The organism is Butyricimonas sp. RTP31003st1_G1_RTP31003_210430 (genome assembly GCF_040920905.1).
GTDB lineage: Bacteria > Bacteroidota > Bacteroidia > Bacteroidales > Marinifilaceae > Butyricimonas > Butyricimonas paravirosa.
The window spans coordinates 1-23,596 of record NZ_JBCOSQ010000036.1 but is presented as its reverse complement, the minus strand read 5'-3'; the positions used below and the strand labels follow the sequence as shown (position 1 = coordinate 23,596).

16 protein-coding genes are annotated in these 23,596 nt (G+C 46.1%); 2 read left to right on the top strand and 14 right to left on the bottom strand.

Annotated elements, in window-relative coordinates:
- Position 1: 1 nt before the first annotated feature.
- From AB5542_RS12200 to AB5542_RS12185, 4 genes are all read right to left on the bottom strand, one after another.
- Entirely contained in the window at positions 2–583 is a 582-nt protein-coding gene (locus AB5542_RS12200; protein WP_279039191.1) for a hypothetical protein, read from the bottom strand.
- 494 nt (positions 584–1,077) lie between these two features.
- Complete coding sequence (locus tag AB5542_RS12195; protein ID WP_279039189.1) at positions 1,078–2,583, bottom strand: glutamine synthetase family protein; 1,506 nt, start codon at positions 2,581–2,583, stop codon at positions 1,078–1,080.
- Positions 2,584–2,772: 189 nt separating this feature from the next.
- Positions 2,773–3,867, bottom strand: a complete 1,095-nt coding sequence (locus tag AB5542_RS12190) for an ROK family protein (protein WP_189021511.1) — start codon at positions 3,865–3,867, stop codon at positions 2,773–2,775.
- Between the two features lie 51 nt (positions 3,868–3,918).
- Positions 3,919–5,076, bottom strand: coding sequence for an MFS transporter (locus tag AB5542_RS12185; RefSeq protein ID WP_279039185.1), 1,158 nt, complete (start codon positions 5,074–5,076; stop codon positions 3,919–3,921).
- Positions 5,077–5,480: 404 nt separating this feature from the next.
- Between AB5542_RS12185 and AB5542_RS12180 the strand changes: the two genes are divergently transcribed.
- Positions 5,481–6,806, top strand: coding sequence for an MATE family efflux transporter (locus AB5542_RS12180; protein WP_087422219.1), 1,326 nt, complete (start codon positions 5,481–5,483; stop codon positions 6,804–6,806).
- 2 nt (positions 6,807–6,808) lie between these two features.
- Here AB5542_RS12180 and AB5542_RS12175 read toward each other — a convergent pair whose 3' ends face one another.
- Genes AB5542_RS12175 through AB5542_RS12165 form a run of 3 tightly spaced genes read right to left on the bottom strand, consistent with a single transcriptional unit; the run spans position 6,809 to position 12,127 of the window.
- Positions 6,809–9,022 (bottom strand): beta-N-acetylglucosaminidase, encoded by a 2,214-nt coding sequence (locus AB5542_RS12175; RefSeq protein ID WP_279039183.1) that lies wholly within the window; start codon positions 9,020–9,022, stop codon positions 6,809–6,811.
- Positions 9,023–9,041: 19 nt separating this feature from the next.
- Positions 9,042–9,497, bottom strand: a complete 456-nt coding sequence (locus AB5542_RS12170; protein ID WP_279039180.1) for a GNAT family N-acetyltransferase — start codon at positions 9,495–9,497, stop codon at positions 9,042–9,044.
- Positions 9,494–12,127, bottom strand: coding sequence for a transglutaminase-like domain-containing protein (locus AB5542_RS12165; protein ID WP_279039177.1), 2,634 nt, complete (start codon positions 12,125–12,127; stop codon positions 9,494–9,496). The genes AB5542_RS12170 and AB5542_RS12165 overlap by 4 nt, the downstream gene beginning before the upstream one ends.
- A 54-nt stretch (positions 12,128–12,181) precedes the next feature.
- Between AB5542_RS12165 and AB5542_RS12160 the strand changes: the two genes are divergently transcribed.
- A complete protein-coding gene (locus AB5542_RS12160) occupies positions 12,182–12,760 on the top strand; it encodes a Crp/Fnr family transcriptional regulator (RefSeq protein ID WP_270543645.1) in 579 nt (192 codons plus the stop codon).
- On the opposite strand, the gene AB5542_RS12155 is transcribed toward AB5542_RS12160, so the two are convergent.
- The 7 genes from AB5542_RS12155 to AB5542_RS12125 form a co-directional block, all read right to left on the bottom strand.
- Entirely contained in the window at positions 12,731–14,119 is a 1,389-nt protein-coding gene (locus AB5542_RS12155) for an MATE family efflux transporter (RefSeq protein ID WP_279039174.1), read from the bottom strand. The two genes, AB5542_RS12160 and AB5542_RS12155, sit on opposite strands and share 30 nt — an antisense overlap.
- 599 nt (positions 14,120–14,718) lie before the next feature.
- Complete coding sequence (locus AB5542_RS12150) at positions 14,719–16,152, bottom strand: hypothetical protein (RefSeq protein WP_279039171.1); 1,434 nt, start codon at positions 16,150–16,152, stop codon at positions 14,719–14,721.
- 161 nt (positions 16,153–16,313) lie between these two features.
- On the bottom strand, positions 16,314–18,458 hold the full coding sequence (locus tag AB5542_RS12145) for an endo-beta-N-acetylglucosaminidase (protein WP_279039169.1): 2,145 nt from the start codon (positions 18,456–18,458) through the stop codon (positions 16,314–16,316).
- 305 nt (positions 18,459–18,763) lie between these two features.
- Complete coding sequence (locus AB5542_RS12140; protein ID WP_288215235.1) at positions 18,764–19,861, bottom strand: TlpA disulfide reductase family protein; 1,098 nt, start codon at positions 19,859–19,861, stop codon at positions 18,764–18,766.
- On the bottom strand, positions 19,858–21,444 hold the full coding sequence (locus AB5542_RS12135; RefSeq protein WP_279039165.1) for a PKD-like family lipoprotein: 1,587 nt from the start codon (positions 21,442–21,444) through the stop codon (positions 19,858–19,860). Before AB5542_RS12135 ends, AB5542_RS12140 begins: the two co-directional genes overlap by 4 nt.
- A 33-nt stretch (positions 21,445–21,477) precedes the next feature.
- Positions 21,478–22,239, bottom strand: coding sequence for a DUF4843 domain-containing protein (locus tag AB5542_RS12130; RefSeq protein ID WP_270543650.1), 762 nt, complete (start codon positions 22,237–22,239; stop codon positions 21,478–21,480).
- 14 nt (positions 22,240–22,253) lie between these two features.
- Positions 22,254–23,596 (bottom strand): RagB/SusD family nutrient uptake outer membrane protein (locus tag AB5542_RS12125; protein WP_368243094.1); only part of this gene is annotated, 1,343 nt, incomplete at its 5' end.

The following is a 23,596-nucleotide window of genomic DNA, read 5'->3' as shown; positions in this document are numbered from 1 at the left end:
TCTACAGTTTCACAACAGGTAATACTTCCGCCGAGGCTAAAGGCAACATGACAACATCATTCTCCGACAAAACAGATGAATTCTCTTGATCACGAACTTTAGTCTTTTTAGGATCTTGAACCTCGGATAAAGCAACATTCTTTCCTTGCTTTTCTCCTACTTTTACCAGTAAACGCACGGTCACGACCTCACGTGTATTTTCCAATAACGTGGGGTGTGTATGCACCACAAAACAACGATCTGTTAACCTTCTACGCCAAGCAATAGCTTTTTTCACTTCGTTAGCACGAAGTAACGCTAAATTCAGATTTTCCTCATCAGTTGAAAGAGATGTACTGTAACTATCCAACTGCAACATGATACGCCCTGCCTCAATATCTTCCTGATAGCTTTTTGCCATAGAAAGAATACTATCCAACTCTACATTATTGGATCCAAAATGCACGTAAAACGTTGCTCTACAAGGAACAAAACGAAATACACGTACACTATCCGATACTTCTTCGACGGGAACACATCTCGTCGCTCCTACTCCCGGGATAGACAGGAGAGAAAAGAACAATAAAAATACCTTTACACTCATTTAATTCCTAGTTATACACGTTCGTTCCTCTTATCCCCCTGCATCCTCTTTAGGAATAGCAAAGAACGATCATTTAATAATATGCAAAAATAAATAATAATAATGATAAATACAAATAATTATTTGTTAATAACAATACTGATTAACAATTAATTATAGTTATAGCACCAAAAACAATTAAACTCATTTGAACGTATATCAATAAATGATCGTTTAATGAATGCCTAAAGGATAATTGCCTTCTTCTTACATTTTATCAGACAAATCGTTATCCTGACATAAAAATACTTAGAATCAGCTTATTACACAATTAAACATTCGATTTATAAAAAAGAAGGCGAAAAAAGGATTCCTCTACAAAAGCTCCCAGCCCCTCAAAAAGGAATGAAAGGATAAAAATATCCTCCTAAGAATAGAAAAAACTATCAGATTAAATAAAAATGAGCTATTCGACATCATAAAATCAAATAGCCCATTTTCCATTACCTTTCTTTTTATCCGCAATAGAAATATTTTTGCACGAGTTCCATTATTTTTACCTCGTCGTTTCCTAAATCCTGACGCAACGTTTTGTCATCAAACTTTTTCAAACCGGCCACTAAACCATCAATCAGACCGGGAGCAAACACCCCGTACTTTTCGAAATCAGCACGTTGTTTTTCCAGACACAACGCGGAATCATAACAGGATGCCGGCAACTGACTTAACCGATCAGCAACCCCCTTGTTCGCATCATCAAATATATTAACATCCACGTAACGTTCCTTCGCGTATTGCAACGCATCCTTCATTTCAAATCCATGACGCACGGCAACTGCCAACCCCGCAATCAACAGGTACACATCGGCCGAACCATCCGGACAACGGAATTCCACGGTTTGTTTACCACTGAAATCCTGATCTTCCACTTTTTCCAACGGGTTCGCATCACGCAACATATCTCCCGCACCACTCGTCCATCCCAACGGTACACGTACCAAAACCGAACGATTACGATCTCCCCAACAAATATTCGTGGGAGCCTCTTGGTGGGGAACCAAGCGGAAATATGACATCGGATTTATGTTCCCGAAAGCCGTCAACGAGGGTGCCAGATCCAGATACCCGGCAATAGCTTTCAGCGCACTATCCGTTAATTTGCCATTCTCGATCATCATATTCTTATCCCCTTTTTTCAAACGGGTATGAATATGCAACCCGCTCCCGGCCTTGCCTACCGTGATCTTCGGGGCAAATGTCAAATCTACACCAAACTGGTAAGCCAGCGTCCTCAGAATCCACTTGGCAATAATCAATTGATCAGCAGCATCTTCCATTTTCGTGGGCAGAAATTCGATCTCGTTCTGTTCGTACATCAAATCTCCCTTCGTGAAATTACCCACCTCGGAATGTCCGTATTTAATCAATCCTCCGGTTCCGGCAATATACTTCATGGCCAACGCACGTAAATCCCGCCCCTTGTTAAAAGGAGTAGACTCGTGATACCCTTTTTGATCGGAAGCCAAGAATAAATCGTCCTTTTCACTCACCACGTAATACTCTAACTCCCCCATCACCTCGTATTCCATTCCCGTCACTTGCTTTAATACCTCGTGCGCCTTTCGCATCGTGTACTCCGGTGACATTTCCAATGGTTTCCCGTCCTTCGTGTAAAAACTACAAAGAATATCAACTGCGGGAATCTCGCTGAACGGGTTCAGGAAAGCCGTACGATAACGGGGTAACACGTACAAGTCACTTGATCCGGCCTCTATATATGGGAACAGGCTGGAACCATCCACTCGTTCACCACACGTCAGTATATTATCCAGATGATCAAGACTATTGATAATAAAATTTAACGTCTTTAATCGTCCATCCGCACCGGGATACCTGAAATTGATCATCTCAATTTCATTTTCCGTCACATAACGAATAATATCATCTTTGGTAAAATCTTTAGCATCTTTTTCTAAAAAACGGACCAAAGCATGAGGATTTAGTGCATATTTTGAACTCATATTTCTTTATTTATTAGATCTATTAATTTTTAGCTTCTAAAAATAAAAAAAATGAGTTATAATCCCTAGTTAATTTTAGATTCTAGATTTTAAATTTTGAATCTGATTAATTATTTTAGATTCCAGCCACACAAGCCGACGCTTTTAGCTCTCAACTTTTATCTTTTAGTTTTTAACTTTTATCTTTTCCTATTTGTCCAGCTCATTCAAAGCAAAAGCGTAAGCTCCGAAAGCGATAGCCCTACTTGTTCCCAACTTTGTCGTGATTACCCCCATTCTTTTCACGGGATCATATTCTACCGTTTCAGTCGTTCCAGGCACGACAATTCGTCTGGACGTGGGAGCCAAGAAAGCCGCACAATCTCCCGGATCATCCAGGAAAAAAGCCTTCATTTCCATCCGGTCCGCCGGGGCCCCTTCGTACATTTCCAAAGTTCCGTTCAATTCCCGCATCACGGCCGGCATCAAATATTTGTGGGCAGCAATAATCCCTCCACCAATCACCACAATTCCATCCACCACGGCATTCATCGAGGCAATAGCCTCTCCCAACACTTCTCCCGCATGATCAAAAGCTTCCCGGGCAGCCGCTGGATTCCCTTCGAGATTTCCCTCGGCAATCTCGAAAATCTCTTTCGGGGTCAACCGCCGTGTATCCCCAGACAATCGGGCATATTCCCTCTTAATCGCCCGGATCGAAATTCCCTCCTCGACCCCGTAAATCGGCTGGCGTTTATCCCGCAACACCCATACTTCGGCAGCCGCACCGTTATCACCCAGAAAAAGCTCCCCATCACGAACTACCCCACCACCGAATCCGGTCCCCAACGTAATGCCAATCAAATTTTTATACATTTTATTTTTCCCCGCATCCCGTAGCATACGATTCACTTCCGGCAACGCTCCAGCCAATGCCTCCCCGTAAGCGAACAGGTCCCCGTCATTATTGATAAATACCGGAATCCCAAACTTATTTCTCAAAAAGGCACCTAATGCCACTCCCCCTTGAAAAGCCGGTAAGTTCTTCAAGTCACCGATAATCCCGTTCACGTAATCTGCCGGCCCGGGAAATGCAAAACTGATCGCCACGGGGTCTTCCGGCAACTTCAATTTGATGGCAGAAAAACCCGTAACCATCGTCTCCAAGCACTTCTCCAAATTATCGCCATTTGAAGGTAAAACAATCGGTTCAACGATCTCTTCATTAGAGCGGATAGCCGAGAATACAAAATTCGTTCCCCCGGCATCCAACGTCATCACTATTCTTTTATCAAACTGATACATAATAAGCTAAAAGTTAAAAGATAAAAACTAAAAGTTTAAGAGAATGTAGAATCACTTCCGGGTTTTAATCCCCACCGAGCAATACAACAAGTAACACATACAACCGAGAATCACGATAAGTGAACCGGCCTGTGTGCCGATCAAATCCGTACAATATCCCATCAATGGCGGGATTACCGCACCTCCGAAAATACCTGTCACCATCAGACCGGAAATCTCGTTAGCTTTCTCCGGACGGGCTTGAATGGCCATGGAGAAGATCAGGGAGAATATGCTGGAACACGTGAAACCGATCAACGCGATCAACACCAAAATCGAGTATTGCCCAGGCATGAAGAACAACACGATCATGGCAGTAATAGCTACCAGAATGTTCACCCGGAAATACTTGCTACCGGAAACCCGTGCTAACAGGAAAGTTCCCACGAAAGCCCCGATCGTGCGGAAAGCAAAATAAACACTCGATCCGACACCCGCTCCCGTAACATCAAACCCACAACGCTCGATCAATAACTTCGGAGCCACCGTGTTAATCCCGACATCAACGCCCACGACAAACACGATACCCAAGAAAAGCAACAGGATCGTCCTATCCTTCAACAACCCGAACGTCGCTCCCCACGAAGAGGTCGACTGTTCCGGCGATTCCTCACGAATATGCACGAGCATCAACCAACCCATGGAAATCAAGGTCAACAAGGCAAAAATCGGGAAAAGGTATTGCCAATTTCCCAACATGGTTGCCGCGAATGCCGCGATAAACGGACCACAAAAAGAAGAAACGGCCTTCAGCACCTGCCCCGCGGTCAACGAACTCGCCAGCACGTTTCCCTTCACCACGTTCGTCAGCAAAGGGTTCAATGACACCTGCAAGATGGTATTACCGATTCCCAGCAAGGCGAAAGCAATCAGACACGTGTACAAGTTATAATCAATAAAAGGGATAATCATTCCCACGATAGTCACCAGCATACTCACCAACACCGTTTTCTTCCGACCGATACGGTTCATAAAAATAGCCGCCGGGACCGCCAGTAACAAAAACCATAGAAATACCATAGAAGGCAGGAATCCGGCAATAGTTTCACTTAACCCGAAATCGGCTTTTACGTAACTGGTTGCAATCCCCACCACGTCACAGAATCCCATGATAAAAAAACCAAACAACACAGGCAGTAAAGCCTTAATACTTGTAGAACTTTCTTTCATAATATATAAATTTAACACAAACAAGAACATTAAAAGAGCGACTAATGTAAACAATTTCATTTAATATTTCTAACAATTAATCACCTCATTTCAACTTTGAAACGTTAAAATACACGCCCAATAAAATACTCGGAACGGCTACCATACGGACTTTCCGGAATAACACTCACAATCCCGCCCGACTTGATGGCGAGATCGATGGGAGAACCATCCGCAGAGACCAGTTACAGACGTTCCCCGTCCGAATTAAAGCCGATCAATGAAACGTGTTTGCAACCAACAATCCACACCTCTGACATCTTTATGTAGCCCGTTCTCCACCTTATCTGCCATCGAACAGCCACAAAACAATAAAAATACGTATCTTTGCGGCCCGAAAAAACAAACCGATAAACAAAACGAATATGAGATTTACACACAAACAAATATGGGTGATCACTTTCCCGATCCTGGTCAGTTTGTTGATGGAACACTTGATTAACATGACCGATACCGCATTTCTCGGCAGAGTGGGAGAAGTCGAACTAGGTGCATCAGCCTTAGCCGGCGTGTACTACATGGCAATCTACATGCTCGCTTTCGGTTTCAGCATCGGGGCTCAAATCCTCATCGGCCGACGCAATGGAGAAGGCAACTACAAGGATATCGGCCCCATTTTTATACAAGGGGTACTTTTCCTCGTGGGACTTGCCACGCTCATGTTCACGGTTTCCCGCATATACACGCCTTCGGTTCTCCGTTCGGTCATTGACTCGGAACAAGTCTACGTGGCCACGAACGACTACATGAAATGGCGAATATTCGGTTTCTTCTTCTCGTTTGTCGCCGTCATGTTCCGGGCCTTCTTCGTGGGAATCACCACGACACGCATACTCACGATCAATTCGCTTGTCATGGTCGGCACCAATGTCGTGCTGAATTACCTGTTAATTTTCGGTAAATTCGGGTTCCCAGCCTTGGGTATAAGCGGGGCTGCCATCGGCTCGTCCGTGGCAGAACTCGTTTCCATGATATTCTATATCCTATATACTTGGAAAAAAGTTGATTGGAAAAAATACGCCCTTTTCAACCTGTCAAGTTTCAACCCGAAATTATTGTCGGGCATACTCAACATCTCCATTTGGACCATGATCCAGTCCTTTCTGGCCATGGCCACTTGGTTTCTGTTCTTTATTGCCGTGGAACACCTCGGTGAACGCCCACTGGCAGTGTCCAACATCGTGCGCAGTGCCGCCATGTTCTTCTTCATGCCAGTTTCCGCCTTCGCTGCCACGACCAGCTCGCTTGTGAGTAACCTGATCGGCGCGCAGGCCACCTCCCAGGTCTGGAGTACTTGTCTCAAAACAATCAAGATGTGCTATCTCTTTGTCATCCCGATCGGCATCATCATACTACTGGCTCCCGCCACATTTTTAAGAATATACACCGATGATCCCCAACTCATTCGAGCCACGATCCCTTCCCTTTTCGTGATGATGAGTGCGGTTCTTCTTTCCACCCCCGGCAGTATTCTTTTCAACGCCGTGTCGGGAACAGGAAACACACGTATGGCTCTATTTATGGAGTTCGGTACGCTCACGTTCTACGTTCTCTACATCATCTACATCGTGTTCTATCTCCAAGCGGATGTCGCCATCTGTTGGACCACGGAACACGCCTACTGGAGCATCCTGCTCATTCTCGGTTTCATGTACATGAAAAGCGGAAAATGGGCAGGCAAGAAAATATAGCATCACAAACTGAACACCACGTAGAACTCCCGTAAATACACCTGTTGTTCTCCCTCTCCCGTGTTCGTGAAACGGACGAACTTCACGGGAGTATCCTCCCATTTGCCGTTCAGACGGCCGCGAGCGTCACGGGTCAACGTCACGGTCTGCCACGTCTCACCATCAGCAGAAACTTCCATGACACCCCAGGAAAGATCACCTTTCACGTCAAAATTCAAACGGGTACCGGGAATCCGGTAGGCATCATCAAGTTCCAATTGCAGGTACCCCCCGGCCGGCCATTTCACGACTTCCAGCAAAGGGGTCAAATGAACCCGACTGGGATATACTTGTAAAGGCAGATGTTCCAGTTGAGGCACGTTCGTGGTCAACTTACAAGGTGAATAATCGGCTAACAAAGGCAAATCCGTCCCGTTCTGACGATTAAACCGTTCCGTGGCCTCCGTGAAAACATCCAGCACCAACGGTTGAAGTACTGTCGTCCCGGTCTTCACGCCCGGCTGGTAAGGATTCTGATTAAATTGTCTTTCCAGCTCGTAACTTCTCTTGCGCAAGGCTTTAACGTGATTATACTTCCGCAGGAAAAGTTCACGATCACCACGTTCCCCGGCTTTAATCATGGACAAAGCCTCCTGCCCGGCATCTCCCAATATCTTGAACTGATACAACCACGGGGTAATTTCTTCAATCAACGCCTCGTTTTCCCGGTCAATCAACAACAAATCGGCAGCCTCTGCCACACGCTCGAACTCGTCCTGCAAAGCAAGAAAATCCCGCTCATCATAATGTCCTTCCCGATACCCCTTTATGAAACGCTCGGCCACGGGTTGAATTTCCACAGATTCTTCCCGACGGAAACGATGCACGTTCTCTCCCAGATCGGAATTATGACGGGCGAAAACGGTAAAGGCCTCCACGTTCTCCGGCATGATGGCCCGAATAGCCCGGTACCATGACCGGGAACGATCATACGATTGCATATTCCACGTGTAGTCTGCCACGCAATATATTGCCAGTTTTGATGCCTCCGCCCATTCCATGGGATTAGCCACGAAACCGGAAATACTCCCGGCAATATCTTTCCCGTTACCATACACCTCGCCCAGTAACAGGTGATCCCTCACGTAATCCGACACGGGGAAATTCCACCAGATATAAGAGGGACGTTTGATTTGTTCCCGAATCCACTCCACGCCTTCTTTAGTAATCTCGGAAATCACCCGATCTCCCGTCCACATCACCTCCACGGACGGGTTCAACTTCTCACCTATCGTGGCAAGATACCCGCTTTCCGGTCGTGCCCATCCTTTATTGTACTCGGTTGGACACACGATCAAAGGCGTCACGTCGGGCTTTACCTGCACGAAATGGTCATCAATATAATTCAACAATTCCACCTGTCGGTCGGCTTTCGCCCCCTCACCGGAAATATCGTCAAAAAAGACAGCAAAAGAACGTACGCCCAAATCGTACATATGCTCGAACTTGGCCATCAATGAATCACGGTCGGAAGTCTCCCAGCGAATGTCTAACCCCGGATGAATCGCCCACACAAAATCCACCTCGTTCTCGTTTGCTACCTTCACCAGCTCGGCAAGACGAGCTGCCTCCTTGGCAGGATAAGGTTTCCGCCAGTTGGGCGAACTATGGAAAGGATCGTCTTTCGGCCCGTAAATATACGTGTTTAATTTATTCTCCCCGTAAAAACGCAGTTGCCTCAAACGGGCCTCGTGGCTCCAAGGCGTACCGTAAAATCCCTCGACCACGCCCCGGAAACGTACGTCCGGGTAATCCTGAATCCTAACAAACGGTAAATGCCCCTCGTGGAACAACTGCATGAAAGTACGCACGGCATAATACGTTCCCCGCTCGTCATTCCCGGCCAGCATGATGGCCTTATCGGTAATCGACAGGTAGTATCCTTCCGGATGATCGGGTATCAGCCGTTTTGCCCCCCGCACGGCCCGGTCACCTTTCTCGCCCACGTACAAGGGAAACCCTTCCGTCCCGAGACGGTCACCCAAAAATTGTTTCAACAAAGCTATTGCATGAGGATTAGCCTCCTGTTCACCCACGAGCCGGAAAGCAACCGGAATCGTCATACTCTTCCCTGTAACATTGACCTGCCGGGGAGAAGGTTGCACTTGAATATCCTGAGCCATAACTCTCACCTGTATCAACAACAAGCAAACGAAGAAAACCAACACCTTTTTCATGTGGAAATATTTTATAAGATTACAATAATTTAGTCATAATATAAGCAGGACCGAAAAGCTCGGATTCCTCTTTCTCTTGGGAGCGATACCCCATTTTTTCATAAAAACCGACTGCCGTGAGGCTGGCCGACAAATGCAACAAATGGACATGACGACTCAAGGCAAAATCCTCGATGCGTTGTAACAAACGTTCCCCAACCCGCCGGCCATGTACATCCGGGTCCACGTACAAGGCGCAGACCTCATCCCCTTCCAGCCCAACCGTCCCGACCACCTTCCCGTTTTCCTCCGCCACGAACATCGTCCGGGTAGCCGATATTCCACACAGATAATCAGGCGTGAACAAACGACACATATAGTCTATCACCGCAGGTTCATAATCCCGGCTATTCACGAAGGTCAAGTTATTCCTAATCAGACGTGACACGGTTTCCGCATCACGTTCATCAAATTCTCTTATTATAATGTCTATCACTTTCTACTTATTATATTCATGATCTGCGTACCCAACCCGACACGATACCCTTGGGAAACAAAAACGACCTCCCCCTTCGCATTCAACAGGACGATCAAAGGCAGGCTTTCCGTGTTCGTCAAGCGTAATCCTTCTGCCAAACCTTTCAGCAAACGACCGTCCAAGTCCGTTCCCCACCGCATCACGGAAGGGAAAGCCCGAAAATCCGCACGATTAAACTTAGCCTGATGATCCGCATCCTTAAACACGAAATACAAGGGAACACCCAAGTTCTCGAAATCATCTTTCATCCCGCTCATATCCCGCAACAAATGATTTGTCGGTTCCTTATTCGCCTCGATCAAGGCTATCGCCGTGTAACCCTTCTCCGGCAAACGGATTGCCTCCGGTTTTGTCTTGCCCTCCGGGACAATGGATAGCGCCGTCGGGACCACTCCCAGAATCTCCATTTTCTCCACGCAAGGACGGATAAGCATATCTATATTTGTCAATTTACCAGCCTCCACTTGGAATGATACCAAATCTGCCAAAACAGCCCCATCACTCCGTCTATTTCCCGTTGAAAGAAGATAATCCCCCTCTTCCAGCGTGACCGGTTTCGTGAAGATCGTTTTATATGACGCACCAACACCCATATCCACCGCCGCATTACTTCCCAAGTCAATCGTCCGTACCCGACCATCTTCCAACTTTCCGATCGTGAAATTTAGGAAATATTTGGGGTCACTCACCGTCTTTTGAGCATAATGTAACATCAACTCCCCTTTCGGTACTACCTTTTCAGTCATGAAATTAACCGTATGCCATGTTCCGTTCTGATAATACTCCGGTTTACCCGAAATCGGGCTTAACCGAGCCGGAATTCCCATTGTACGACAGGCTGCCACGAAGAAAACATTCCGGGAAAGTGCATCCGTCACCCCTGCCCGGATCACTCCTACCGGCGGAGTTACCACCTTCGCGGGGTACAGAGAATCAACAACCTTGATTTTTCCGGTTTCTTGGATCAGACCGATAACATCTGTTATTCCATGCCTCTTCAAAAATTCCCGAACGGGTTCCCGATAAGCCGTAAGTAACTCGTTCTGCACTCTCGGGTTCAGTATGTATTCCGTGAAATAGGGATTCGACACATCACGGCCATCCCCTTCCACGTGAGACAACAACACGTCTGCCGGAGTGTCCTGCAAATCCTTCTCCGCGATCACACCCAACAAATTCATGGCTAATGTCCGACGTTCAGGCAACACTTCACGCATAAAACGCAGCAATTCGGAATAATTTCCCCGTGACGCAACCATATATGCGGCAAAACGTGCCGTATCCACACCCAACTCCATCGCTACATCCCCGCCTTGCGTCCTCGACATGAAAGTTGCCACGTAAACATTCCGTAACGAATCTTCCCGGGCAAAACGACGGTCATTCACGGCCCGTTCCTCATCGGTTGACAAAGCTGTAATATCATGTTGCCTTGGCGGTACCAAATCCCACTCCCCTGAAAACAAATCCCCGACAGTTTTATCCAACACGACGGTCAGTGTATCCTGCCGCTCCACGGACAATTCCCCAAAACCCAACTTCTTTCCCTTACTTGCCCAAACGAAAATATCTCCTTGCCCCAACGTCAGGGAAGTCTCACCCTTCACATCGGAATACAATGTCACCACGGGGTAAAACTCCCCGTAATTAAATATCTTATATTCCACCTTCGCATTCTCAACAGGCTGCCCGTTCTCGTCAATAACTTGAACTACTGTCGGAACGGTCCGTGTATAATGGGAAGTCACGTTCACGCCTGAACCACTTTTATTCACGTAAACAATCTCTTCCTGACCATTGTATTTCCCGAACACCTCCGACTCCACGTACATCGCCCTTTGCACGGGCAACGTGAACCATGCGATATTCAACCGAGGTTCCGGTTCACAAGCCCCCAAGTACTTCCACTCGCCATCCACCCAGACCTCAATCCACGCGTGATTATCATCACAATGCGCCCAGCGAGGCGTGTATATCTGACGTGCCGGAATCCCCACAGCCCGCAAAGCTGCCAGCGTGAATATGGACTCTTCACCACAACGACCGTAAGCCGTGAGCATCGTGGCTAGCGGTGAACGAGTCCGGGCATTGGTCGGTTTATAGATCACGTGTTCATGACACCAGTGATTCACTTCCAACGCCGCCTTTTCCATGGACTCACAGGTCGCAACCCGTTCCTTCAGTTCCTTGTAGAAAACGATACGGGCCGTGTCCAGATTCTCTTTCCCACCCCTCACGGGAAGTACAAAATGACGGAATATATCTTCCGGAATATCTTTCCCCCAAGGCATCGCCTCTCTCACTTGAAATGCCCAACGCACGTTCTTCAACAGAAAATCTCCCCCCGAAAAAGATAGATCAATCAACGGAGAATAAGCGTAGAGAAACACCAGCGCCTCTCGTTCCTCCACGCTCATCGGGGAATCGAACACGGCAAACAAATTACCCGGGTTACCTTCCAACACCTTCTTCTTTTTCTGAAAATCCTGTTCCACCATCTTCCGGTAGCCCGGATCTGTCATAAAATGCTTTTCCTCACATGCACATAACAGCACGAAAGCAAGCAGTATCCATAAAACTTGTTTCATGATCATGATATTTTATGTCACAAATATAACAGATTTTTTCACTATTTTTGCCTCATGGACACGAAGGAAGAAATCATTAGGCAATTCGAGGCTCAAACCGCCCCGCTCAGCCCGGAAACTCACGAGAAATTGGCCAACATTCTCGTCCGTTTCGAACTGGCCAAAGGAGACCTTTTTCTCCGGGAAGGTGAGATATGTAAATATTACAGCATGGTTGCCCGGGGCATGATTCGCCTGTTCTACAATAAAGACGGGCGGGACCTCACGGAACATTTCTCGTATGAAAAAGGGATATTCGTTTCGCTGGAAAGCTATTTCCGGCAAACCCCGAGTTACTTGATGATCGAGGCTCTCGAACCTTCTGTTATCTATTCTTTCCCGCACGATCAACTACAAGATCTTATGCGGACGAATCACGAGGTGGAACACATGTATTGCAAAATGCTGGAAAACTCCCTGATCGAATCACAGCAAAAAGCCGATGCCTGTCGTTTCGAGACCGCCCGGGAACGTTACCACCGACTCGCCACGGAACACCCGGAAGTAGTCAAACGGGCTCCCCTCATCCACATTGCCTCCCGGCTCGGCATGACCCCCGAAACGTTAAGCCGAGTGAGAGCTGGTTTGCTTTAACAATTTCTCCACCCGGGTAAAAGACTTACCCACCCATTTCCGGCTATTCCAACGGCGCACGAAAATAATCGCCCGGATATTCTCGTCCAACGTGAAAGCCACCCACATTCCCGCAAGCCCCCAACCGAAAGAGATCCCGAACACGTAACTCAACGCTGTCGCCACTCCCCACATGACAATCAACCCGGTGATAAAGGGATAAGTCACATCCCCCACGGCATTCAGCACGTTTACCGACAGGATATTCACCGCACGTCCCACCTCCAGCAAAATGTCAATACAAAGAATCATCACCCCCATGTACACGATCTCCGGGTTGGAAGTCAACATCCCGAAAATAAACTTACTGCAAGCCGCCGTGACCACCGCCACGCAAATGGAAACCACGATCGAAAGTCGCAGACAATATTTCTGTAATATAAAAGCCGCATCGGTACGTTCGCCCCCGACCAGATGCCCGATCAGGATCGCAGCCCCTTGCCCGAGGGCCATGGAAAACACGTATGAAAACAGGATAATATTCATCGCGTAAGTACGTGCCGTCAGTGCCGCCGTACCCAACATAACCGTGAAATAAGTAATAACCACTTGCGACAAACTATATGACACCTGTTCCCCTGCCGCCGGAAGACCTATATGCAACAAGTTTTTCAACTTATCCCACGGGAACGGTCTCAGACACGAGAACGAGAAGCGAGGAACCACCTTGCCAAACGTGATATACAATAATAACGCTAACGCCACCGCCCGGCAGGAAGAAGTCGAAATTGCTGCCCCCACGACACCCATTTGCGGTAACCCGAATTTACCGAAAATCAAGGCATAGTTTCCAATGATGTTCAACACGTTCATCAACAAGGTCACCCGCATGGGATAATATGCCTTGTTGTGACTTCGCAACACGGCCGACATGGTTAGGGCAATAGCTTGCAAAAAGGCAAAACCGCCCACGATCTGCATGTAGGCCAACCCCTCATCGATCAGCTCCGGGGCCAAATCCATCATCTTTAACAAAGCCTCTGCCCGAAAATACAGGAAAGCGCTCGTGGTCACCCCGATCAGGGTATTAAAAAACAACGATACACCAATCACCTGCCGCACGTTTGCCTGTTGCGATGCCCCCAAATACTGGGAACAAAGCACGGAAGTCCCGACTGTCGATACCCCGAACACGAGAAATACCAGACTCAATAATTGATTCACCACCCCGACGGCCGCCACCGTATCATCCGAATAATGACTCAGCATAAACGTATCCATTGCCCCCAGCAACATGATCAATAACGTCTCCACGAATATCGGTCCCGTCAGTCTAAATAGCTGTCCGCGTAGTGTTTTAGTCGGTTTCATACATCCCATCTTAAAAAATCGTGCAAAGATAACATCACCACGCGTTGGATGACTTGATCTACATCAATTTTTCTTATTCATACAGGGCTTGTACCGGTAACACTTCTTCTTGATTGACGATCTTTTCCCGCAACATGATAATATCTCCCGCCGTACCCTCACTCATAACATCACTGAACCTCACCTGCAAATCAGGAACAAGTTAACGGGTCCGCGTCGGTAACTTATCGGTAACTTATCGGCAACTTATCGATAAGTTACGCCTTAGAGTACGGCGAGACTCACCAGATAATCTACTGAAATACGGGCAAATAAACAATGACGATCGGAATCAAAATGACTTCCACATTGTATAAAAGTAAACAATAATTAACAATAAATTTACATACATTAAAAAATGGGCTGTCCCAAAAGGTATTTTTCAAACTCCCTCCCGGCTTCGCCGTACTCCCTCTATAAACAGAGGGAGAGTTGAAATACTCCCTGTCTTCGGGAATAGTCACCAGCTCCTCCTCTGTTCATAGAGGAGGTGGCACGAAGTGACGGAGGAGTTTTTTGAAATAAAATGCCTTTGGGGACAGCCTATTTTTCTATATACCAAACAAATACTATTTGTCTATATCCAGTACAACTTCATACGTCATATTGGGTTTGAAATCCGGATCATAAATAATCAGAAAGTTCTCGTCCACGGCAGCCTTCCAGTCTTGTCCGGCAACCAAACGAGGATTATTCAAACGTTCCGGGAAGAAGTAACTGAAAGGCAAATCCAGCACGTGTTCCTGTTTGAACTTATCCCCTTTCATACGTTCCAAGCTGAAGTTCTCTTTCGTCTTGATCGTGATGATGCATTTCTTACCTTTTACCTTGGAAGTCACCGTAAAATCAGTCTCTTCCGGAATCTCCTGCAAACGCACATTCCATTTCGGATCACCATAATAAGCCAACACATCGCGGTCATGCCAGAAACCGATCTGGTCTTGGGTAGGTTGTTGAGTATTCATCGCTTTAGCAACTTTCTGGGCTGCAATTTGGAATTCGTTTCCATCAAAATTATAGTTTTCCTTGATCAAAGAAGGATACCATTGATTTTGCTGGTACAAGAAATCCTGTTGGTTCATGTAAACAGCCTCTGCCAAAGAATAACGTCCCGGATTGGTCAACCAGTATTTCAAACCACCCCAACCGTTACGCCCGTGCCAAGTGGTCACGACGTAACCGATCATCGTGGCAGCATTACTACCATTCATCCAAGCGATAGCCATACTTTCTTTCGTGTTGTTCACGTTACCGATCAAACAATTACCCACGGCAAAAAACACTTTCCGTTTTCCACTTTCCGGCACATCCCAAGTCTCCTTCGTTTTATGATCATTGAAATACAACTTCCCGTCTTTCGCCCGGATGTCTCCCGTGGAATAACGCACCTGCAAATCCTTTTCCGTGGCGTGCCATGCCGTTACCACCAAGTCAGGATCACATGCAGCATACATATCCGAGAGTTTCTTCAACCGTCCATCCACGGAGACATTACCCGTTTTCACGGCCTCCCCTTTGCCTGTCTTCTCGCCCCACAATCCCAGTGTCTGATCATCCACCCAAGCGTAACGGTCAAACCATTTGGCACTCTTTAATTCCGTAATCGTAGCCACGGCATTCTTAATCACCAAAGGTTCCGTGCTGTTGTCCAACATCTTCATCGCCCCATTTGCATCATAACCGGTAATAATCCCCCAAAGGAAATCGGCAAAAATGTCCTCATCCACCTCACGGCTCACGTGATGCATATCAATCACGTAATCCCGGTTCAAATTCTCCGGTTTCTCCACGATAGCCACGTAACGCGGTTTCACCCGTTGAAGATCCGCCAGATTCTCACGAGGCGCTTTCTCGTAAAAAAAGACCTCCGCACCATGCTTTTCTTTTAACGCATTAACTACTTGCATCCACGCTGCATCCTGTTGTACAGCCTTGGATGCCAACACTACATACTCACCTCCGGCACGTCCATTTGCTTTCTTCTTTTGAGCAAATGAAGACATCACCGAGATCATTAAACACAATAAAATTGATAATCGGTAAACTTGTTCCATTTCGCAATAAATAATATATAAAAACACAAACTTAATTAGTTTTCAAATATAAGCATCAATCAATTCTAATACCCGACATTTTAGGTTAAATTTACGTTAAAATATACCATTTACCTCTTTACTTCCTGCCACACGATCTTGGATGATCGTTTCCCATCCGGGGCAACAGCCCGAACACCCAACCACAATACCTCGCTCATAGCTTTCACGTTAACCCCACAAGCATAAGCTGCCCAAGAAGTAGTTGTCGTAATTAAACGAGGTCTCGCCTTTGACGAATCTTTCAGGTATACCTCAAAATACCATGTATCGATAGCCTCATTCATCACGGGCATATCCTTTTCACGATTCACCCACGGAATCACGTTCCATACCAACTTGAAATCCAAAGAATCTGCGTACGTCCGAATAATTTCCGCTTTCGTGATCTCCGGTTTCACGGGTTTAAATTTCATCCGGGCATCCGTCAACGCCAGCTCCCCGACAAACATCTCGAAAGCATCCGACGTATTCTCCACGACCAAACCAATACAAGCAACATGATCATTCTCGTTCCAACCGAAATTCCCCAATTTACAAGTCACCGTCTGCCATTCCCGTGAAATATTTTTCCCTTCCACCGGAATTTCAATAAACTGATCTTCTGCACCGACCTTGGACAATACAAGTTTCAATTTACCGTACTCGCCCATTTTCATTTTATACGTAAACGATAATTTCACCTTTTCGTGAACCGGAATATTCGTCTTAAACAAACGCACCTTGGAATATGTCGTTCTCCCGTGTAGTTTCAAGCATGATCCACCGAACCAAGCATCTTCAAACACGAAATCACATTGAATCGCATCAGCAGGCACCCGCCCGTCATGCCCCGTAACCCACCAACGCCAAGAAGGCATCCAATCCTGTACCCCCACGTTATACCACGGGTAACCGTTCTCCGTCTTCCCTTCCCGATTGAAGAAAAGCCCGTTCCCGAGATTAAACCGGGTCACGAAAGGTAACTCCTGCATTGTACTTCTTGCCGGGAAAAAGGTCGAGATCCCATGAAAACGCCGCATATCCTCTTCATTCACGGTGGTAATCGTATTCGTCACGACAGGAGCATTCACCGGATTGCGTGTGCCACTCGTGAAAAAATATTCCAGTTTTCTCAAGTAAGTTTGTTGCACAGCGAGCGGCTCCTTACCATGTTCGTAAGACGCATTATGAATGTTATTCCGGTCATGTTCTCCCCAAAGGCAAACGGACACGGGTTTATCCTTCAACACCTCCCAGCCCTTCCCCGCACGAGGTTCAGAATCGTAACTGGAAAGCCCCCGGCCCCGCAGATAAAAACCGGCATACACGTCATACGAACTCCGCCCGAACTTCACCGCATTCCTAGCCGATTCACCCATCGGATCGTTATTTCCTCCCCACACATCAATATTATAATTCAACATAAACATATCCGTTACCCTCCGGTTCCCTTTTTGGAACCAATTCCGGTTACGCTCCTGTAATGCATTCTGCCCGAAACTTAAACGTCCCCGGCTATCATTACTGTCATACCAGTCGATATGGAAGCCTTGCAAACCCAGTTTCTCGGCCTGCACATGTAACTCCACGAAAAAATCCTGTACCTCAGAGGCCACATCCGTATCCCATTCCCCCTCCGGGTTCACCCCGATTCCATCAATCCCGTAATACCGCAAAAAACGGATCAACTTCTCCGCGTACTTGAAACGTCCGTATTCATCTTTTGTCATGAGTTTTGAAAAGAGATCGTACACCCGGTCACCTGCCTTTTTCACCGGTTCCGCCCAGTTGATAAACAACACGCATCCCGTTCGCACCCCATTTTTATGAGCCACGTCGTTAAACACTCCCGGCACACGAAACCATCCGTCTCCCCAATTCCCGTGTATATCCACGTATTGCCACATGTTAAAATTATCCGCCTCAAACTGATTCCGGGGAAACGATTTCCATTCTTTTTTCCCGTCACCCATCGGCGTCCACCAGCATAATTGCCGGGCAGTGGTAAGTTCCGGATGTACTTGGGTATTTTTATTTTCAAAACGCTCTTTCAATTTCACCCGGGAAATAAAGAAGTTATCATCCTCACTCACCGGGATTCCCGGTTCCCAAACCTCCAGAAACTCCACGAAATTCATCCCGTTCGAGGGATTCCACTGAATATCTTTTGACCGCTGGGCATAGATATTCGAAAATAACAAAACAAATAGGAAACAATAAGATACTTTTCTCATACAAATAATATTTACACAAACACAACGTGATAAAAGTAATAAATTATCACAGAAAAGTATCAACAAGATCCTAAAGAATGCATTTTTCGAAAAAACGAGGGTGTGTCAAAAGTCATTTATCAAACTCCCTCCCCCCTTCGGGGTACTCCCTCTATAAACAGAGGGAGAGTTGAAATACTCCCTGTCTTCGACAAGAGTCACCAGCACCTCCTCTGTTTATAGAGGAGGTGGCACGAAGTGACGGAGGAGTTTCTTCAAATAAAATGACTTTTGACACCCCCCTGTTCACACTCATGCCACGAAACTTATCGTATCGTTTCCATTACACACCGGTCCAGTTGCTCTCCTCGCAATCTAGTCCCGACAATCCGATTATCCTTATCCAAAACAATCAAATAAGGGATTCCCTGTATTCCCAACATCTTCACCAACGGATTTCCCCACGCCTGTAAATCAGACACGTGAATCCAAGGTAAACCGTCCTGTTCGATAGCCTTCAACCATTTATCTTTTTTATCATCCAACGACACGCTGATAACTTCTAATCCTTTGTCGTGATACTTCTCGTACAACTCCTTCACGTGAGGATTCTCTGCCCGGCACGGACCACACCACGAAGCCCAAAAATCAATAATTTTCACCTTAGCTTTCACGGAATACAAAGATACTGGCTTGCCTTGCGGTGTCTGCAAGGTGAAGTCCGGGAATAAAGCTCCCTTCCTCAAATCGACCCCATTTTCGACGTATTTCGTAAGAATATTCCCAAGGATCGTGTTTCGAGCAGAATCACCTAGTAATTCGTATTTTTCTCTCAACATTTTATTCTTGTTCAAAGCAAACAAACGCGCATAAATCAAACTCGCAGCCACGATGTTATTATTATTTTGAATAAACTCGTTCTCCTTGCTTTCATAAATGGAATCTAACTCTTCGGCAAGAGCCCGAATATGATACTCCCCGAATAGATTCTTCTCCTGAACACATTTTTGATACACCTTCTCCAAAGAATCCCGTTTCTCTTTTATCACATTTTCCACTTCATTTTTAAAAAGCACACGCGTTTGCTGGAGATCACCCCCGGACACGCTCCAAACAGCAGGTTGCCCTTTCACGTTCACATCAAAAGAAGTATTCTCCAAGAATAAAGGTATTCTCAATTTCACATCCTTGGTCATCAACCAAGCAAATGTCGGTTCCTTCACGTTTCCCGTCATTTGAAAAACGCCATCACGTACATCCGCCCGGGCCAACGTGTCCAGTTTATCCGTTGTATCCGGGGAAAGTAAAAATACTTCCCCCGAGTAACCGGCAATATGACCATTCACTATATATTGAGACCTCGTCTGACACCCGCAAAGAATCACCATCATCATGCATAGGCATCCACTCATCATTTTTATCATAGGAGAACCTCCTTGTAAGCAATATCAATAATGTTACCTAAATTCTTGTGTTCCTTTTTCTTAACAGGAGCCTTATCCCATTGTGGCTCAAATTCGTAAGTACGCATAACCCCGCACGTTCCTTCATCGGCACCGTCCATCGTTGTTCCCACTACTAAATGCTCGCTACGCAAGTCTTCCCAAGCCTGATATTGACGCATCGCCGTGAAAGGATTAAATTTCAACACTTTGATTGTCTCTCCCGGGAAATGGCAAACCTCCTTCACGGGTTGACTAGGGTTCTTCATATCAAATTTGTAAATCCGGTCCTTCGTCGCATAGAAAAGTACCCCGAGAATCGGGTGACAGGCAAATCGAGTCGCCTTATCCAGATCCGTGCCGGACAATTTCCCGTAATACTTTTGAGTATTAGTCCCTTCAGTGCCTAATATAATTCCGTAATAATAATAATCTCCCGCTCCATCCTTCAGCACGGCATAAGTCAACCCGTTATTCACCGTGGATTGCAGCAAAACCATTTCTTTACCCTCCTGTTCCGCAGGGAAAAGAATATCACCCTTAAACTTCATCACGGTAGGTCTTCCCGCCCCCGTTCTTATCTCGACAAAACGTCCCGCTTTATCATACAGCATGATCGACGTTCCTCCCAAGTTTCCCTGACCCTGGTAACGATAAGCATTCCCGAGAAAAGGAGCGGCCTCGAATTTGACCCCATCAATTTCATTAATCGGAAAATCGAATAATCCCCCGTTCGTGGATACAGTATTGGAATACACATCACCTTTTTCATCCACGACAATCCAATACAAAGGAGGATATATCCATTTACCGGATTCAGATTTATAGGAAAAATATAGCATAGCTTCAGATGCCCGAACATACACGTGTTCCGGTTGGGCTCCAAAGTTCCACCTAATATTATTGTCTTCTCCCGCATGCATATCTACCGGGTCCAATCTATACGTCCCCTTCTCGCAAGCGAACAAATTAATAACGTCTCCATTCCCCCTAGCTAAAAAATTATACATCATTCTTATAGGCTTTCCCGTTACCAAATCACTTTCAGACCAAATATCCCGTGAAATAATATCGGTACTGGCATCCACGTTCACGACCATATCCATACGTGACTGGCCGTCCTTCTCGCAAAGTATCATCCATCCCTCGCTAGTCAAACTGGTTACCTGCAAGTAAAATTTCTGTGACCAGCATATCTCCGTTTCTTTATCCTTCACGTTATAGAAACAAGTGTATGACCCGGCTTTCAAGGTTACAGGTAGATTCAAATCCTTCGTCGTGGCAACCACGTAATTAACTGAATCCGCCCCTTTATCCTTATCCGCATTCGACGGGATAAACTTCCATTCGTAAGTGTAATCCCCTTCGGTACCGACCAAGTTTTTCACCTCGGGAGAAATTTTCAAAGTATCCACGTAAGCGATTTTACGATATGCGATACCTGTTTCTATCCCAGTAATATCAAGTTCATTAATCACCTGATAATCATAATTACCTTTATCGTCCGCGCACGAACTGACAAAGCCTAGTAAGGTTACAAGTAACCCGTATATTACATATTTCATAATTCTCGTTTTAACTTCATGACACACAATAAACTAATTCTGAGAATCCGGCCCCATGACCATCAATTTGCCATCTTCGTCTTTCGTGGGATTCTCCTGCAACCAACGGTGCATGTATTTCCCGACATAAGAAAGGTATCCTTGCGTGAAAGTCCCCTCTCCTAAAATGCCGAGCCAAACTTCCCGGTCGATTCCCATCTCGTCGCAAATCAAAGCCGCTTTCGTCTGGCTCCAATCGCCGAACCGGCTTTGTCCTTCGCTAGACCACCAACCCGGTCGGGGAAATCGTTCGTTCATGTAGATCACGCGCTGATAATCCACGTCTCGCCACGTGACAGAATCTTTTGCCGCACGACGGCTATACATGAAACTCAATTCCGGGGTCTCGTTTAGCCGCACGGTAAAACGACGACTATGAAGTTTCAAGCCTTCTCTTCGTTTCAACATGATATTAATATCCGCGTAAGCCCCGTTAGCCGGGATTACATATTCCTTGTCAAACGACTCAAAATCCACACCTTCCTCCGCGGCTATCGTGTCGGTCTTATCCGATACCACATCCACGGTAAATTTCCTGTCATAACTAGCGACGTTACCTACAAGCATGACACGTAATGCTATTTCCTGTGTTTTCACGTCACCGGCTTTCATTCCCCAGGACACAACAACCGTATCACCCAACAACCCTTTCGTGTCAAAATATATACCACTTTCCCCCTCGAATGTATCCAGATCCTTCTCGCAAGCACAAAGGAATGCCGTGAAGAATAACAATATAAAAAATACCTGTTTCATAATCCCTCATTTTTTTAGTTATATTTCGTTTCTCCATTCGGTAACGGCAAAACATAATTACTTAATTTCATCGGTGTCGGGTTATATATGCTTGTAGCAGACAACATTTCTTCGGCCATCTGCCGTTTATAATAATAGAATAATTGTCCCTCTCCTATAAACTCTTTCCACCATGCACCCTCTAAATAATAAGGATACCATTCCCCCTGGCCGGAAAGCCCCCGGTTTTCACGTAATTCGTCAAAATAAATTTCGCCTTGATCGATCTGGTCTTTTTCATTATATATTTCTGCCACGATCAAGTACAATTCGCTGATCCGAATCATCGGCATCATTTGAGAATGAAGGGAATCCGATTGGGTCGATTCAAATTTATTAAACAACTTGTAGTCCACGCCCCCGATGGTCATCTTGTTTTTCAGGAAACTCAATATCCTGACATCCCCTTCCCCTTGATATTCAAACCTGTCGTTGATAACATTATCACGAATGGCCAATAAAGAAGAAATTTTCAACGATTCCCCGTTAAAAAGTGAATTATAAAGACTACCCACGTTCTTATTCTGGAGTCCGAATAAAACTTCCGTCGAGAATATTTTATCCGGTTCCGAACCCATCACCGCGTTATTCCGACTTACCCAAGGGAAAACACGCTTGTGAATATCAATCACGTTCAATGCGTAAACCAAAGCACTATCCAGTTCGCCCGTGTACATGTAAGCACGGGACAATAGCCCTTGCACGGCATAGTAATTCAGCCGTAAATTCCTATCTTTTTTGAACTTATCCGACGGGTCACCCGTCACACCGTTCGTGATAATCGGGTCATCGGACAACAACTCTTTCGCCTCCTTCAAGTCCGAAATCACATTCTTCATGAAATCCGTTCCCGTCAGGGAAGGATTCACGCTCAATGCGAACTCTTTATAATAGGGAATAGATTCCACGGCAGAATCCTTGGCATACACGGGACCGAACAACCGGAATAAATCAAAATGCAGAAATCCCCTCAAGGCCAGTGCCTCTCCCTTGATCATCCGGTAGTAATCATCCGGCAACACCTCTCGTCGTTCATCACAATTTTTCAGGATTAAATTCGTGTTGGCAATCAGACTATAAGCCCTACCCCAGATCTGTTCCACCCGGCCATACACGTAGGAACCGGCATAATCGTACGTCATCAAGGCCGTCCAGTCCTTATTTTCCTGGTTTATATCATAACGCTGTGCCAAAATCTCGAGCATCTCGCAAGTAAGCGCCTGCCCGTACAATTCGGTTCTATTCATATCCACGTACACACCATTCAAGGCCTTCTTGAAACCGGCAACAGTGGAAAAAGCAGTCTCTTCTGAAACCC